Source organism: Sedimentibacter sp. MB35-C1 (genome assembly GCF_030913635.1).
Classification (GTDB): domain Bacteria; phylum Bacillota; class Clostridia; order Tissierellales; family Sedimentibacteraceae; genus Sedimentibacter.
Genome location: NZ_CP133188.1, coordinates 2,441,048 through 2,456,066 on the forward strand (window position 1 = coordinate 2,441,048; position 15,019 = coordinate 2,456,066).

Here is a 15,019-nt window from a genome sequence, read left to right on the forward strand (position 1 = left end):
ATTAATAATTCTTTAATTCTTTAACTTTTGTAGCCTTACCTGTTCTTTCTCTCAAATAGAACAGTCTTGCACGTCTTACTTTTCCTCTTCTTGTTACATCGATTTTTTCAATCTTAGGTGAATGTACTGGGAAAGTTCTTTCAACACCTACTCCGTAAGAAATTTTTCTTACAGTGAATGTTGCTCTGTTGCTTTCACCTTGTTTTTTCAATACAATACCTTCAAATACCTGAATTCTTTCTCTGTTTCCTTCTTTTACCCTAACATGTACTTTTACTGTATCTCCAACGTTAAAAGGTGTTAAGTCACTTTTAAGCTGTTCATTTTCAAATGATTTTATTAAATCCATTTCTATACCTCCCTTCGCCTGAGCGCTGAAGCCATACTTTGTACGGCATATTACAACATTTATTTATAATTTCTTGATAACTTGTTGTATTCTTCAATAATATTTTTGTCTTTTATCATGTCCGGACGTCTTTCCAATGTAATTTCTATCTGCTTGAACCGGCGCCATTCTTCTATTTTCTTATGATGACCGGACAGCAAAATATCCGGAACATCCATTCCCAAATAACTTTCGGGTCTTGTGTATTGAGGGTATTCGAGAAGATTATTGCTGTGGGACTCCTCAACGGATGATTCATCCGATCCTAAAACCCCAGGAAGAAGTCTTCCAACCGCATCAACAATCATAAGAGCAGGAAGCTCTCCGCTTGTTAATACATAGTCTCCCATAGATATTTCTTCATCTACGTACTTGTCGATGATTCTTTGATCTATACCTTCATAATGCCCCGCAATAAGCACAATATGCTCTTTCTCAGAAAGCTCTTTGGCTTTTTTCTGACTAAACAAATTTCCCTTTGGTGATAAATAAATAATATATGAATTGTGTTTTTTTATAGAATCTAAAGCTTTGAACATGGGTTCAGGCTTTAAAAGCATTCCCGGACCGCCGCCATACGGATAATCATCAACTTTTTTATGCTTATCCTCAGAATAATCTCTAAGATAGTTTATTCCAATTTCAAACATGCCGTTTTCAACAGCTCTTCCGATTATGCCGCTTCTGGTATAAATATCGATAAGTTCCGGAAATAATGTTACAATATCAAACCTCATTCCAGCAGACCCTCAATTACATTTATAACCATTCTTTTTGATTTTATATCAACTTCCTTGACAACTTCTTTAACAGCAGGTATTAAAAAAGATTTATCATTGTTGGTTATTTCATATACATCATTTGCACCTGTCTGGTGGACAGTATCTATTTTTCCCAAATATTCTCCTTCAGCTGAATAAACTTCCATTCCTTCTAAATCAAATATATAGTATGAATCCTCAGGAAGCTCTCTGAGCTGATCTTCAAATATTGAAATGAAAGTGTCCCTGAATGTTTCCGCAGTGTCCATATCATTAATATTTTCAAGTATAATGTACGACATTCCTTTTCTGTACCACACATCCTTGATTTTTCGCTTAACATTATCCTTTTCAGTAAAGACATATTCAAGCTCATCAAATCTTTCCGCATAATCAGTAAGCGGTACGCATTTCAGACAACCTTTCACGCCATGAGTATTTACTATTTTTCCAACCTTAATATATTCTTTCATGTTTACCTCTGTACAGCTGTTCGGCTATTGAAGAATTTCAACTATGACTCTTTTGTTTTCTTTCGTAGCAGCAGCTTTAACTACAGTTCTTATAGCTTTTGCAATTCTGCCCTGCTTGCCGATAACCTTACCCATATCATCAGGAGCAACTCTTAACTCTATTATCAGTGATTGACTTCCTTCAATTTCATTGACTTCAACCAAATCAGGATTATCTACCAGTGATTTTGCTATATATTCTACTAATTCACCCATGATATCACCTCTTATTTATTTTCATCTCTTTTTTCGTAAATACCGTTAGCTTTAAACAGTGCGCTAACTGTATCAGTGGGTTTTGCTCCGTTGTTAAGCCACTTTACAGCACTTTCATCATTGATTTTTATTTCTTTCGGTTCAACTACCGGGTTGTAGTATCCGATTTCTTCGATAAAACGTCCATCTCTAGGTGAACGAGAATCTGCTACAACTATTCTGTAGAAAGGTTTCTTTTTTGATCCCATTCTTTTTAATCTGATTTTAACTGACATATTGTCACCTCCTTAAAAACTTTTATATATGAAAAAGGAAAATCCTTATTTCTGACTAAAATGGCATTTTGAATCCGCCCATTCCCGGGAATCCGCCTTTTTTCTTGCCCGTTCCCATTGACTGGAATTTTTTCATCATTTTTTTCATTTCATCATACTGCTTCAAAAGCTGGTTAACTTTCTGTACTGATGTTCCGCTTCCCACAGCTATTCTTTTTCTTCTGCTTCCGTTTATTATGGAAGGATTCAATCTTTCTTTTTTAGTCATTGATTGAATTATTGCTTCCGTATAAACCAGCTCTTTTTCGTCAACTTTGAGCCCTTTAAGTTTTTTGTTTCCTGCAATTCCCGGTATCATTCCTATGAGGTCTTCCAACGGGCCCATGTTTTTCATTTGCTGAAGCTGGGAAAGAAAATCTTCAAGGTTGAAATCCTGTGTTTTTAATTTTTTTTGGAGCTCCAGTGCTTGTTTTTCATCAAATGCACTCTGAGCCTTTTCAATAATGGAAAGAACATCTCCCATTCCAAGGATTCTCGACGCCATCCTGTCCGGATAGAATACCTCCAACTGATCCATTTTTTCGCCTACAGATAATAATTTAATAGGCTTATTAACAACATTTCTTATGGAAAGTGCGGCACCGCCTCTGGCGTCTCCATCCACTTTCGTCAAAATTACTCCGGTTATGTCCAAGTACTGATTGAATGTTTCAGCAACTTTTACCGCGTCCTGTCCGGTCATGGCATCCAAAACAAGAAGTATTTCATCAGGATTTACGGTATCCTTTATTTTAACCAGTTCTTCCATGAGGTCTTCATCAATGTGAAGACGACCTGCTGTATCTATTATCACATAATCATGCCCGTACTTCATAGCATGTTTAATGGCTTCTTTGACGATTGTAACGGGATTAGTTTTGTCTCCCATTTCAAATACAGGAACGCCTACGCTTTCGCCTACAACCTGTAACTGCTTGATTGCGGCAGGTCTGTATATATCACATGCCACAAGAAGAGGTCGCTTGCCATCCTTCTTGAGTTTGTTGGCCAGCTTTCCTGTTGCTGTTGTTTTACCGGCGCCCTGGAGCCCGCTCATCATGTAGTAAGTTATATCGTTAGAGTTTATTTTAAGTCTGCTTTCGCTTCCCTGCCCCATAATTTTAACAAGTTCTTCGTGAACTACTTTAACAACTTGTTGTCCTGGTGTCAGGCTTTCCATTACTTCTGCCCCGAGAGCTCTATCCTTGACATTGTTTATGAATGCTTTTACAACCTTGTAATTAACATCTGCCTCCAGAAGTGACAGCTTAACCTCTCTCATGGCTGTATCAATGTCTTTTTCCGTAAGCTTTCCCTTGCCCTTCAGCTTTTGTAATGCATTTTGAAGTTTATCAGATAAATTTTCAAACATTTTAGCTACCCTTCATTAATTATTTTTCCGGCTTCGATTTTAATTTGCTTAACTGCATCCGTATATTTTTGATCATCTATGCCTGAGACAAGTCTTACTATGTTTTCTGCTGCCTTCAGATATTTTTGGTATTTTTCGTGAAGTTTAATTTTTTTCTCGTAATCCGTCAAGCTTTTCTCCGCCCTTTTTAAGGCGTCATAGACTCCCTGCCTGCTTATATTCATGTCTTCTGCGATTTCAGACAGGCTGAAATCTTGATTGTAATACAGGTCAATTATATTTGCCTGATTATTGCTGAGCAAATCTCCGTAATAATCATATAAAATACTAAAGATAAAATTCTTTTCCGACATATAATCACCTACTGTAAAGTATTTAACTTGACAGTGAATTTTACCTTATTTTTTTTGTTTTGTCAATATATTTTTTGTGTCATTTTTTAATTATATGCATATACTACATATAGCATATAGGTTTGTCTAAAAATAAAGCATATTTATTCATCGCGTCAAAAGATTCAACGTTCAAAAACTATTACTTAACATACACTTCAAACAAAATTAAAAGACTTACAAAAATTCAAATACATGTTTTTGTTGAAATTAAGGCATTTGTATTTTTAGATTACTGGATAAATCTATATGCACTAAATTGTATATAAATAAACACAAAAATAAATGAGGAGCATAGCCCCTCATTTTCTATTCAAATATTGCATTTACAAAATCTGTTGCGTTAAAATCTTGTAAATCATCTATTTTCTCTCCGACTCCTATATATTTTATTGGAATCTTTAATTCATTAACAATGGGGAACGCAATTCCGCCCTTTGCTGTACCATCAAGCTTCGTAAGTATCAGGCCGCTGATATTTGCTGTTTCTGAAAACAGCTTAGCTTGTATGATTCCATTCTGACCCGTTGTAGCGTCAATTACAAGATACACATCTATTTTAGCTCCTGAATATTCCCTGTCTACTATTTTAAAAATTTTGCTTAATTCGTTCATTAGATTTTTCTTGTTGTGCAGTCTTCCAGCTGTGTCGCATATGAGTATGTCTGTCTTTCTGGCTTTTGCCGCCTGTATTGCATCGAATACCACAGCTCCCGGATCTGAGCCATGCTCAGATGCAATTATATCTACTCCAGCTCTTGTGCACCATTCCTTGAGCTGTTCAACTGCTGCAGCCCTGAATGTATCAGCTGCGGCCACTATTACACTGTTTCCCTGCTCTTTCAGTCTGTAGGAAATTTTACCTATGGATGTTGTTTTTCCAACGCCGTTTACGCCGACTATAAGTATTACTCTCTGCCTGTCCTTCAGTTCTTCCTTTTCCTCATGCTCTTCAAGCATATTTACAAGGTATTCTTTAATTACATCTTTTATTTTCGAAGTGTCTTCCAGCTTTCTCTTTCTTGTTTCTGCCTTGATGTAGTCAATTATGTCCATGGTGGTTTCCATGCCCATGTCGGAAGTAATTAATATTTCCTCCAGTTCTTCAAGAAATTCATCGTCTATTTTTTTGTGCCTGAACACTATTCCTTCAATCTGACCTGTAAGATTTTTCTTTGTTTTCGACAGTCCGGCCTTTAATTTATCAAAAAAACTTAAGCTCTTTTTCTCATCATTTTCCTGTAATTCAACCGTCTCATCTGATACATCGGACTCTAAATCGGCGGGTGTGTCATCGCACGCTTCTTCATCCATCAGTTTTTCTTCGTTGCTGATAGCAGCTTCATTTACAACTTCTTCATTATCTTCTGCTTGGTCAGAAGCATTATCTTCATCCTCAGTTTTGTTAGTTTCATCAAGATATTCTATATCTTTCTTGTTTTTCTTCTTTTTAAAAAAATCAAACATAAATCCTCCAATTGTTTTATTAATCACATGAAACGTTTGAGACATTAAGCAGTTTACTCATAAACCGCGTCCGACAGTTTCATGGATACAAGCTTTGTAACTCCCTTTTCTTCCATTGTGGCACCGTAAAGTGTATCTGCACACTCCATAGTTCCTTTTCTGTGAGTTATTACTATAAACTGTGTTCCTTCCGAAAACTCCTTGAGATACTGTGCAAATCTGTTTATATTAGCATCGTCCAAAGCCGCTTCTATTTCGTCAAGAACACAGAACGGCGTCGGCTTCGTCTTTAAAATGGCAAACAAAAGTGCTATGGCTGTCAGGGACTTTTCTCCTCCGGAAAGAAGTGAAATTTTGCTCAATTTTTTGCCCGGAGGCTGCACTGCTATTTCAATGTTGCTGTTCAGAGCATCTGCTTCATCCTCCAGATACACGTCTCCATTTCCACCGTTAAAGAGTTTTTTGAACACATCATTAAACTTAATTCTTATATTTGCAAATTCTTCTGCAAATCTATCTCTCATCTGATTTTCCAGCTCTTTTATAACCTGGTTAAGCTGCTCTTTTGCATCTGACAAATCTTTTTGCTGGCTTTTCAGAAAATCGTATCTTTCCTTGACTTCCTCATATTCTTCTATAGAATCAAGGTTCACATTTCCAAGATTCTTGATTGACCTTTTCAAAGAATTTACCTCGCTGTAAATCTTGGTTTGACTTATGCTGTCATCCTTGTATTTCAACGCCATTGCATAGTTCAGCTCATAGTCTTCCCATAGTTTTGCAGTAATTTCCTCGGTCTTTGATGTCTCTCTTTCTATTCTGACATTCATTTTATTCTCATCATCAAGTATATCAGTGATCGCCTTGTTTGCATCATTTATTTTATTCTGGTACTCATAAATTTCGTTCTGCAGTCTTTCCAAGCTTTCTTTTTTCTTTGTGAAGTTTTCTGATAATACACTTATTTCTTTTGACAGCCCATCAGCTTTTTGGCTATATTCTTGCACGGCTGATTCCGCTGAATTTATCTCATTTAAAATATTTTTCAGGTTTTCCTCTTTTGTAAATCTTGATTCCTTGTTTCTTATAATTTCTGCTTCAATATTATTGATTTTTTCTTCTTTAAGCTTGATTTCCTGAGTTATTCCGGTCACGGAATCTCTCTGCTTAAGTATAATATCGTTGTATTCCTCATACTTGGTTTTATTTGCATCATTTAATGTTACAGTCTGTTCAATGCTGCTTTCCTTTTCCTTTACAAGAACCTTCAAGCTCTCTGTCTGCCGGGTTATATCTCGCAGGTCATTCTCATATTTTTCTTTTTCTTCTTCTATATACTTCATTTCTTCTGAATATCTCTTTATTGCTGCAGTTGTCTTCCCTGCCTGCTCTCTTAGCATTTCAATTTTTGAAATATTCATTCTCAAACTGTTGTTTTTGTCGCTTATATCGCCTTTAATTTCAGAAATCGATACATTTAACCTCTTTATATCTGCCAGCAGTCTGTCGTGCTCACTGATATTTTCCTTTAACAGTGAGGATTCTTTTACAATCATCTGTCTGCATTCTTCTATCTCTCTTTTTCTTCCAAGGAAGTTTTGATTATTGCTTATGTGCCCTCCGGTAACAGATCCTCCTGCATTTATAACATCACCCTGAAGTGTAACTATTTTTATGGAGTTTCCCATGCGTTTAGAAATCTTAAATCCGTTATTTAAGTTATCGACTATCAGAATTCTTCCAAGGAGATGTTTGATTACCGGCTGGAATTTAGCTTCTGTTTTTACAAGCATGTCGCCGGTGTTAATAACATGATCGTCCTCTAAAATTTCCCTTTCTGATTTATTCAGACTTCTTTGCTGGAGGTTGTTTATAGGCAGGAATGTCACTCTTCCTATTTTGTTCTTTTTTAGGTATTCAATTATATCTTCAGCTTCTTTACCTGTGTTTACAATTATATTCTGAATGGATGAGCCCAATGCCACTTCAACCGCAGTTTCAAACCGCTTTTCAGTCTTAATTATGTCTGCCACCGTTCCAAGCACAGAGCTTAGCACGGGTACTTTCTTCTTATTGTTCATAACGGTCTTAATGCTCTTATAATATCCGTCATAGTAGGATTCCATATTTGACAGAACGTTCATCTTGGACTTGTAGCTGCTTATATTTTCATTTATTTTACTTATATCCGACGCAAGCTTTTCTTTATCAGTTTCAGATTCGCCAAGATTTTTTTCAGCATTTTCAAGCATTAGCTTTTTTTCTGATATTTCTTCAGAAATTTTCGACTGTTCAGATTCAGTTAACCTGATTGTTTCAAGCATGCCTTGTTTTTCATCTTCTTCTGATGATATTTCTGAAAGGAAATTTTCTATTCGTTCATTGTCATTTAAAATGAAGGACTCTATTGTGCTTCTGCGGCTGTTTAAGCCGTTAATTTCCTTATGCAGCTCAAACAGCTCTGTTTTCTGCTTTTCTATGCTTTGAATTATTTTATCTATCTCATTTTTGTATGACTGTATTTCTTCATTCATGGAATTAAATTTTTCCATGTCGTTATGCAAACTATCTTCAAGAAGTTTTTTCTCTTCTGCCAGCTTGGCAGAATTTTCTGAAAGTTCTGAACTTCTTTTTTCTATCTCAGATATTTCTGTCTTTACATTGTCAATGTTGCTTTCATATAAGAGCTTTTTCTCCTTATGAACACGGCAAAGGCTCTGGCAGTCATCATACTCCTTACTTTTTGAATCTTTGCTCGATTCTAAAGCCTTTATTTCACTCTGCATTTCCGTAATTAATTCTTTTTGTTTAGCGATTTGCTCCTGAAGAGCATCCCGCTTTTTCTGCATATTTATTTTCTGCTCAATAGCAATGCTTCTCTGGTTTTGCAATCCTTTAAGCTGTTCGCTGTGCTTTTCAAATTCATGCGCAAGATAATTCAGCTCAAATTGCTTTAAGCTTTCTTTCAGCTCTATGTATTTCCTTGCCTTAATGCTTTGCTCCGAAAGCGGAAGAATGCGTTCCTCCAGCTCATGGACTATGTCCTCGACCCTATCAAGGTTGTCCGAAGTTTTTGCAAGCTTTCTTTCTGATTCTTCTTTTCTGGTCTTGTACTTAACTATTCCCGAAGCTTCCTCAAATACCTTTCTCCTTGTGTCCGAGTTAGGGCTCAGTATATCTTCCACGCGGCCCTGCCCTATGAATGAATATCCTTCGCTTCCTATTCCCGTATCCATGAACAGTTCTTTCACGTCTTTTAGCCTGCACTGCTGTTTATTTATGTAGTATTCGCTCTCACCAGTTTTGTAAAGCTTCCTTTTTATGCTTACTTCCTTGTATTCAAGGGGAATGTCACCTGATTCGTTGTCAAAAATAAGGTTAACCTCAGCGTATCCTAAGGGCAGCCTTTTTTCGGTTCCGGCAAAAATTATATCGTCCATTTTGCCGCCTCGCAGCGATTTTGCGCTTTGTTCTCCCAAAACCCATTTAACAGCATCCGATATATTGCTTTTTCCGCTTCCATTTGGGCCTACCACAGCTGTAATACCTTTTTCAACAATTATTTCAGTTTTTTCTGCAAAGGATTTAAACCCGTTTATATAAACCTTTTTTAAATACATTTTTACCCCCGGTGCGCAAGATAGTTTTTAAATATGTCTTTTTTCTCAAAGCTTCCCAGCTTACGTTTATCTGCATATATTTCTATCAAATTGTCATCCTCTGAATTTTTAAACCTTACTGAGCTTATTCCGTATCTTTCTTTCAAAATTCTTATGTTTGCTTTTTTCTGTCCTGCAATGCTGCTTACCAGCTTTTTGTTCGCTGCAACGGTAATATCTTTACCATTAAGATTGCATCCTTCTAAAATTGGAATTATAGAAGACAGGTACAGCTGTTCCTCTACCAGCTGCCTGAAGGCAGGATGAAACGGACCTGCCACAACATCTTCACCCTCATTTATGGAATCCGTATTCTGCAGACCTATACGTATAACATCTATATTATTTACTGAATAATTGCTGTACAAATATGCTGAGATTTCTACAGCTTCTTTAACAGTGAGCGGCTTGTAGATTCCTTCCCTGTACATATCCAGAAGTGCAGTATCTTTTATTGTCAGTGTGGGGTAAATTCTCACCATATCAGGTTTCATCGCTATTGAATCAACGCCTGTCCTTTTATCCTTATCACTGCTGCTTCCCGGAAGTCCAGGCATAATCTGATGCCCCAGAACAAATCCGTATTCTTTTATCAGAGCACTGGCCTTAACCGAATCTTCAGACGTATGCCCTCTGTTTGATAATTTGAGCACTTCATCATCTAGGCTTTGTATTCCAAGCTCTATTATATCCATGCCGTATTTTTTTTGAAGTTCTAATATGTCAGGAGTAATTGCATCCGGCCTTGTGGAGCATCTTATGCTTTTAACAACACCTAAGTCCTTGTAATGCTTTCCCACCTTCAACAGTTCCTCCTGCACACGGAGGTCTATTGCCGTAAATGAACCGCCAAAAAAAGCAAGTTCCGTATAAGTATGTTCATCTATTGTTTTTCTGTACTCTTCTACTATGCTTCTTACATACTCCGCGTTTGCCGAAACAGTTCCCATCCCGGTAATTCTTTTCTGGTTGCAGAACACACAATCGTTTGGGCAGCCTATGTGAGGAACAAACACAGGTATGATTTTCATCTTATTACTCATCTAACTGACCATCTGCCTTAAGCGCATTTTTTGCGGCATCCTGCTCAGCCAGCTTCTTGCTTTTCCCTGCTCCCTTTCCAACAACGGTTTTGTTTACAAGCACGTTTACATGGAACATCTTTTCGTGATCCGGGCCTTCTTCCTTAGTTACCACATAGCGTATTTTGCAGCTTTGCGTGTGGCTTTGGTAATACTCTTGAAGGTAAGACTTAAAATCCGTTACAATTTTTCCCTTAACTGCAAGCTGTATATACTTAGTAAGATTCGCAAGTACAAAGGTTTCTGCTTTTCTGTAGCCTCCATCTATATAGATTGCCGCTATTATTGCTTCAACTGCATCTGCTAGAATGGACTTTCTCTCTCTTCCTCCCGAAGATTCTTCTCCTCTGCCCAGCAAAAGATACTTGCCCACATTTAATTCGGCTGCAACTAAGCTCAGCGTGTCCTCACACACAACCTGAGATCTCAGCTTTGTTAGTTCTCCCTCGGGATAATCCGGAAATTTGTCAAATATGAAGCGACTTACAGTAATGCTTAAAACAGCATCTCCTAAAAATTCCAGTCTTTCATTATTTACTTTGTTGTAAGATTTATCCTCATTGGAATATGAACTGTGGGTAAGGGATTTTTCCAAAATATCTATGTTATCAAACTTATAGTTGATTATGTTCTCGAATTCTTTCAATTCTTTAATATCTATTATCACGGTTCCTCCTGCATACTGTAATTCCTTATTATGCCTATGAACGCTTTCATAAATATAATAAGTAACTATAGTATTGTAATTTTAATATACAGGACGCATCTCTGCGTCCCTGGATTATTTATTAATGCTCTTGCATATCAATGTTTTCTTCTAAGTAATTAACTATATCTCCTACTGTAGTTATTTTTTCTATGCTTTCATCATCAATTTCAATGTCAAATTCATCTTCCAATGCCATCACCAGTTCAAACAGTGTTATTGAATCTGCTTCTAAATCGTCGGCAAAAGATGTGTCCATCGCTATTTCTTCCGGATCAACACCTACTTTTTCTGCCACAATATTCCTGATTTTTTCAAACATGTTAATCACCTCCTCATTATGCTTTCTTCTATTAATTCATTTACATTATTTTCAAAACAAATTTTTGCCTGGCGTATGGCATTCTTAAATGCCTTGTCATCTGAGCTGCCATGAGCTTTGACAACTGTTTCCTTCACTCCCAGTATGGGGGCTCCGCCGTGCTCGGAATAATCCAATTTGCTTTTAAATTTAAGTAATGCTGGCTTAATAAGAGCTGCACCTATTTTAGTTCTTGTCGAGGACATGAGTTCGTTTTTTATACCCTTCATAAGCTCCAATACGGTTCCTTCAAGGGTCTTTAAAATCATATTTCCAACAAATCCGTCACAAACTATTATATCCGCTTTTCCGTGAAGTATTTCTCTAGCCTCTATGTTGCCTGTAAAATTTAACGGCAGTGCTGTATTCTCCAAAAGGCTGTAAGTTTCCAGCGTAAGCTTATCGCCTTTCGTTTTTTCAGTTCCTATATTGGCAAGAGCTATTCTCGGAGATTTAAGGTCAAATACCTTCTTTAAATATATATCTCCCATAATTGCAAAATCATAAAGAAATTCGGGCTTAGAATCCACATTGGCCCCCGAGTCTATTAACAGTGCAAATCCACCGTTCATATTGGGAATTAAGGAACCTATTGCAGGTCTTTCAATTCCTTTGATTCTTCCTGCGATCAATGTTGCTCCGGCTAACAATGCTCCTGTGCTGCCCGCCGATACTATTGCATCTGCTTCTTTGCTCTTGACAGCATTTAAGGCCTTCACAAGTGAAGAATCTTTTTTGCGTCTCAGGGCCATTACAGGTTTATCATCATTGCTGATTACTTCTTCAGCATTAATTATTTCTATATTATCAAAATCAGAAGTATTTTTTTCAAGCTCTCTTTTTATTTCAGTTTCTTTGCCTGAAAAAATAATACTGACATTGTATTCATCTCTGGCATTTACAGCTCCCCTCACTATGGCTTCAGGAGCATTATCGCCTCCCATTGCATCTACAGCAATCCTCATTACAACACCTCTTTTTCGAATTTGCTCTAAAAAATAACCCGGCGCGGAAATAAATGTAAAATTCGGCGCTTCTTATTTTTACATAGACTAGTATAACTTAGAGCATTGTAATTTGCAATAAAAAAATAGTGCCTCAGCACTACTTTTTATCTCTTTTTCCAATATAAAGCTATATAAGTATCATTTCAATTATTCAACGCTTATAACTTCTTTACCGTCATAATATCCGCAAGCTGCACACACTCTGTGAGGAAGCTTTGTTTCATGACACTGCGGACACTCAATTAAATTTGGGGCTGTTAATCTTGATTTTGCTGTTCTTCTTCTATCTCTTCTAGCTTTGGAAGTTTTTCTCTTAGGTACTGCCATTTATAACACCTCCTTAATCCTTTAACAGGTCTTTTAATTTATCAAACCGCGGATCTGTTATGTTGTCTTCACATTTACATTTTTCAATATTTAAATTAACTCCGCAATTCGGGCATATGCCTTTGCAATCATTTTTACACAAAGATTTCATAGGCATAGATAAATAAATCATTTGTTTTATGGTTTCTTCTAGGTCAACACATCCATCAGTTACGTGCAACATAATCTCATCAGATTCGCTATCATCTTCATCAACCTGATTCGTTAATACTGCTTCAAACTTTGTTTCAACTGTATTGTCAAAAGGAACAAGACATCTTGCGCATTCATCATCAAATGTATACTTTATTGTCCCATTTAAAACGACATTCTCATCAACTTTGAAAATATCACCGATGAAGTTTATATCCTTATGAAGATGTGTTTTTGACAAAAAATCTTCGTCATCTATTACAAAGTTTTCATTTACTTTAAATGAAATCTGATTAGACGATAAAAACTTATTTATTCGAATTAACATAATACCACCCTTTTTATTCGCAGAGTTAATTATATGAGAAAAAAAATATTTTGTCAAGCAATTAATTTTACAGTTTATTTTTCTGCAAGTGCTTTTGTATCTCTTGCTATCATTAACTCTTCATTTGTAGGTATAACAAATACCTTTACTTTTGCTCCGTCTTTTGATATTTCAACTTCTTTTCCTCTTATGTTGTTCTTTTCTTCATCAATTTCAATTCCGAGGAATTCAAGACCTTTACAAATTTCTTGTCTGTTAGAAGCTGAATTTTCACCTAATCCTGCTGTGAAAACTAACACATCTACTCCACCCATAGCAGCAGCATATGAGCCTATATACTTTCTAACAGTGTAATCGAATTTTTCTAATGCAAGCTGTGCTCTTTTATTTCCTTCTGATGCAGCTGATTCTATATCTCGGAAATCACTGCTTACTCCAGAAATTCCAAGAACTCCTGATTTTTTATTCATTAAATTATCAACCTGCTCTGCAGTCATGTTCTTGTTGTTCATTAAGAATGTAACTATAGCAGGGTCTATATCTCCGCATCTTGTTCCCATTACCAAGCCTTCAAGAGGAGTCATTCCCATGCTTGTGTCAACTGATTTACCGTCTTTAACAGCAGTTAAACTTGCTCCGTTTCCTAAGTGGCATGTAATTACTTTAGTGCCTTCCAAGCTTTTTCCAGTCAATGCAGCAACTCTTTCTGTTACATATTTGTGTGAAGTTCCGTGGAATCCATATCTTCTTATAGCAAGATCTTCATAAAGCTCGTATGGAAGTGGATATATATATGCTTCAGCCGGCATTGTCTGATGGAAAGCAGTATCGAATACTCCTACCATAGGTACTGTCGGCAGTAATTCCTTGCATGCTTCTATACCGATTATGTTTGGCGGATTATGTAAAGGCGCGAGAGGAATGCATTCCTTCATAGCTTTAATAACTTCGTCATTAATTAATACTGAGTCGGCAAACTTTTCTCCGCCGTGAACAACTCTGTGTCCTACAGCATCTACCTCATCCAATGATTTAACTGCGCCATGCTCAGGATCTACAAGAGCTTTCAGCACAAGGTTGATAGCATCTTTATGGTTTTTTAATACTTCCTTGATAACAACCTTGTCCAGACCTGTTTTTTCATGTTTTAAAACACTACCTTCAATTCCTATTCTTTCAACCAGGCCTTTAGCTAATACACTTTCATCATTCATGTTTATCAACTGATATTTTAATGATGAGCTGCCACAGTTAATTACTAATACATTCATGTTTGTCCTCCATAGTTAATTATATTGTTATATAAAATCTCTTAGATTTTAAAACTCTGTTGCGGTCAGCGCGCACGCTGTCCATTAATTTTAACTGCACTTTACTATTCTTACAAATTTTCTGTTGTTTAATACCAAAATGTCACAGTTCGATATTATAAAGTCCCACAAATTTGTATCATCTGCGATTCCAAGGTATAAAAGCACAGCTTGTATCACTCCGAAATGCGTTACTATAAGTGAATTATCAGGAACATTATCAATAAATTCCGAAATTCTTGCAATAATATCTGTGTAACTTTCACCTTGAGGAAATTTAAATTTATGCTGCACTGCCATCCAGTCTTCGGCTTCTTTAACATAGGATGCTGTTATTTCCTCCCATGTCATATTCTCGAACAAGCCGAAATTGACCTCTGCAAGGCATCTCTCCGTTTTTATTTTACTTTCCTCAAAACCAATTTCACTGCCGATAATTTTTGCGGTAATACTAGCCCTTATTAGCGGACTTGCATAAATATTTGATATATTTTCATGTTTTAATCTTCTGCCTGCAAGAGCAGCTTGTTCTTTTCCGCGTAAGGACAGCTTAACATCCGTAATTCCGCAGAATTTTTTATTTATATTTGCCTCTGATTCTCCGTGGCGCACTAAGTATATCATA

Annotated in this window: 17 protein-coding genes; all 17 read right to left on the minus strand. The window is 36.5% G+C overall.

Translation table 11 applies throughout. From position 1 onward, the window contains the following. Position 1: 1 nt before the first annotated feature. The 17 genes from rplS to RBQ61_RS11790 all read right to left on the minus strand — a co-directional run bounded on the left by rplS (position 2) and on the right by RBQ61_RS11790 (position 15,018). Positions 2–349, minus strand: a complete 348-nt coding sequence (rplS, locus tag RBQ61_RS11710) for a 50S ribosomal protein L19 (RefSeq protein ID WP_308137493.1) — start codon at positions 347–349, stop codon at positions 2–4. Positions 350–408: 59 nt separating this feature from the next. Further along, on the minus strand, positions 409–1,125 hold the full coding sequence (gene trmD / locus RBQ61_RS11715) for a tRNA (guanosine(37)-N1)-methyltransferase TrmD (RefSeq protein WP_213924394.1): 717 nt from the start codon (positions 1,123–1,125) through the stop codon (positions 409–411). Then, the gene (gene rimM, locus RBQ61_RS11720; RefSeq protein WP_308137494.1) at positions 1,122–1,622 is read right to left on the minus strand and encodes a ribosome maturation factor RimM; all 501 of its coding nucleotides are present in this window, start codon (positions 1,620–1,622) and stop codon (positions 1,122–1,124) included. The genes trmD and rimM overlap by 4 nt, the downstream gene beginning before the upstream one ends. 24 nt (positions 1,623–1,646) lie before the next feature. Continuing rightward, a complete protein-coding gene (locus RBQ61_RS11725) occupies positions 1,647–1,877 on the minus strand; it encodes a KH domain-containing protein (RefSeq protein WP_213924392.1) in 231 nt (76 codons plus the stop codon). Positions 1,878–1,888: 11 nt separating this feature from the next. After that, positions 1,889–2,152, minus strand: coding sequence for a 30S ribosomal protein S16 (gene rpsP, locus RBQ61_RS11730; protein WP_213924391.1), 264 nt, complete (start codon positions 2,150–2,152; stop codon positions 1,889–1,891). Between the two features lie 55 nt (positions 2,153–2,207). Beyond that, a complete protein-coding gene (gene ffh / locus RBQ61_RS11735) occupies positions 2,208–3,563 on the minus strand; it encodes a signal recognition particle protein (protein WP_308137495.1) in 1,356 nt (451 codons plus the stop codon). A gap of 5 nt (positions 3,564–3,568) precedes the next feature. Then, positions 3,569–3,916 carry a YlxM family DNA-binding protein gene (gene ylxM / locus RBQ61_RS11740; protein ID WP_308137496.1) on the minus strand — a complete coding sequence of 116 codons (348 nt, stop codon included), beginning with the start codon at positions 3,914–3,916 and terminating at the stop codon, positions 3,569–3,571. A 348-nt stretch (positions 3,917–4,264) separates the two neighbouring features. Then, complete coding sequence (gene ftsY, locus RBQ61_RS11745) at positions 4,265–5,422, minus strand: signal recognition particle-docking protein FtsY (RefSeq protein WP_308137497.1); 1,158 nt, start codon at positions 5,420–5,422, stop codon at positions 4,265–4,267. Positions 5,423–5,475: 53 nt separating this feature from the next. After that, positions 5,476–9,042: a chromosome segregation protein SMC gene (gene smc / locus RBQ61_RS11750; protein WP_308137498.1), complete on the minus strand. Its 3,567-nt coding sequence runs from the start codon at positions 9,040–9,042 to the stop codon at positions 5,476–5,478. A gap of 2 nt (positions 9,043–9,044) precedes the next feature. After that, entirely contained in the window at positions 9,045–10,124 is a 1,080-nt protein-coding gene (locus tag RBQ61_RS11755) for an elongator complex protein 3 (RefSeq protein WP_308137499.1), read from the minus strand. Next, positions 10,117–10,830 carry a ribonuclease III gene (rnc, locus tag RBQ61_RS11760; protein ID WP_308137500.1) on the minus strand — a complete coding sequence of 238 codons (714 nt, stop codon included), beginning with the start codon at positions 10,828–10,830 and terminating at the stop codon, positions 10,117–10,119. Before rnc ends, RBQ61_RS11755 begins: the two co-directional genes overlap by 8 nt. A gap of 121 nt (positions 10,831–10,951) precedes the next feature. Beyond that, complete coding sequence (acpP, locus tag RBQ61_RS11765) at positions 10,952–11,191, minus strand: acyl carrier protein (RefSeq protein ID WP_308137501.1); 240 nt, start codon at positions 11,189–11,191, stop codon at positions 10,952–10,954. 5 nt (positions 11,192–11,196) lie between these two features. Then, a complete protein-coding gene (gene plsX, locus RBQ61_RS11770; RefSeq protein WP_308137502.1) occupies positions 11,197–12,195 on the minus strand; it encodes a phosphate acyltransferase PlsX in 999 nt (332 codons plus the stop codon). Between the two features lie 189 nt (positions 12,196–12,384). Continuing rightward, positions 12,385–12,564: a 50S ribosomal protein L32 gene (gene rpmF / locus RBQ61_RS11775; RefSeq protein ID WP_308137503.1), complete on the minus strand. Its 180-nt coding sequence runs from the start codon at positions 12,562–12,564 to the stop codon at positions 12,385–12,387. A 13-nt stretch (positions 12,565–12,577) separates the two neighbouring features. Beyond that, positions 12,578–13,084: a DUF177 domain-containing protein gene (locus RBQ61_RS11780; protein WP_308137504.1), complete on the minus strand. Its 507-nt coding sequence runs from the start codon at positions 13,082–13,084 to the stop codon at positions 12,578–12,580. A gap of 74 nt (positions 13,085–13,158) precedes the next feature. Continuing rightward, the gene (locus RBQ61_RS11785) at positions 13,159–14,355 is read right to left on the minus strand and encodes an acetate/propionate family kinase (RefSeq protein WP_308137505.1); all 1,197 of its coding nucleotides are present in this window, start codon (positions 14,353–14,355) and stop codon (positions 13,159–13,161) included. Between the two features lie 90 nt (positions 14,356–14,445). After that, positions 14,446–15,018, minus strand: coding sequence for a histidine phosphatase family protein (locus RBQ61_RS11790; RefSeq protein WP_308137506.1), 573 nt, complete (start codon positions 15,016–15,018; stop codon positions 14,446–14,448). Position 15,019: the final 1 nt, after the last annotated feature.

Bases quoted from the DNA above. Each gene is read 5' to 3' on its own strand.
- rpsP (WP_213924391.1), bottom strand. From the start codon at position 2,152: ATGTCAGTTAAAATCAGATTAAAAAGAATGGGATCAAAAAAGAAACCT.
- plsX (WP_308137502.1), bottom strand. From the start codon at position 12,195: ATGAGGATTGCTGTAGATGCAATGGGAGGCGATAATGCTCCTGAAGCC.
- ftsY (WP_308137497.1), bottom strand. From the start codon at position 5,422: ATGTTTGATTTTTTTAAAAAGAAGAAAAACAAGAAAGATATAGAATAT.
- trmD (WP_213924394.1), bottom strand. From the start codon at position 1,125: ATGAGGTTTGATATTGTAACATTATTTCCGGAACTTATCGATATTTAT.
- RBQ61_RS11790 (WP_308137506.1), bottom strand. From the start codon at position 15,018: ATGATATACTTAGTGCGCCACGGAGAATCAGAGGCAAATATAAATAAA.
- RBQ61_RS11780 (WP_308137504.1), bottom strand. From the start codon at position 13,084: ATGTTAATTCGAATAAATAAGTTTTTATCGTCTAATCAGATTTCATTT.
- rplS (WP_308137493.1), bottom strand. From the start codon at position 349: ATGGATTTAATAAAATCATTTGAAAATGAACAGCTTAAAAGTGACTTA.
- rpmF (WP_308137503.1), bottom strand. From the start codon at position 12,564: ATGGCAGTACCTAAGAGAAAAACTTCCAAAGCTAGAAGAGATAGAAGA.
- acpP (WP_308137501.1), bottom strand. From the start codon at position 11,191: ATGTTTGAAAAAATCAGGAATATTGTGGCAGAAAAAGTAGGTGTTGAT.
- RBQ61_RS11725 (WP_213924392.1), bottom strand. From the start codon at position 1,877: ATGGGTGAATTAGTAGAATATATAGCAAAATCACTGGTAGATAATCCT.
- RBQ61_RS11755 (WP_308137499.1), bottom strand. From the start codon at position 10,124: ATGAGTAATAAGATGAAAATCATACCTGTGTTTGTTCCTCACATAGGC.
- ffh (WP_308137495.1), bottom strand. From the start codon at position 3,563: ATGTTTGAAAATTTATCTGATAAACTTCAAAATGCATTACAAAAGCTG.
- ylxM (WP_308137496.1), bottom strand. From the start codon at position 3,916: ATGTCGGAAAAGAATTTTATCTTTAGTATTTTATATGATTATTACGGA.
- RBQ61_RS11785 (WP_308137505.1), bottom strand. From the start codon at position 14,355: ATGAATGTATTAGTAATTAACTGTGGCAGCTCATCATTAAAATATCAG.
- rimM (WP_308137494.1), bottom strand. From the start codon at position 1,622: ATGAAAGAATATATTAAGGTTGGAAAAATAGTAAATACTCATGGCGTG.
- smc (WP_308137498.1), bottom strand. From the start codon at position 9,042: ATGTATTTAAAAAAGGTTTATATAAACGGGTTTAAATCCTTTGCAGAA.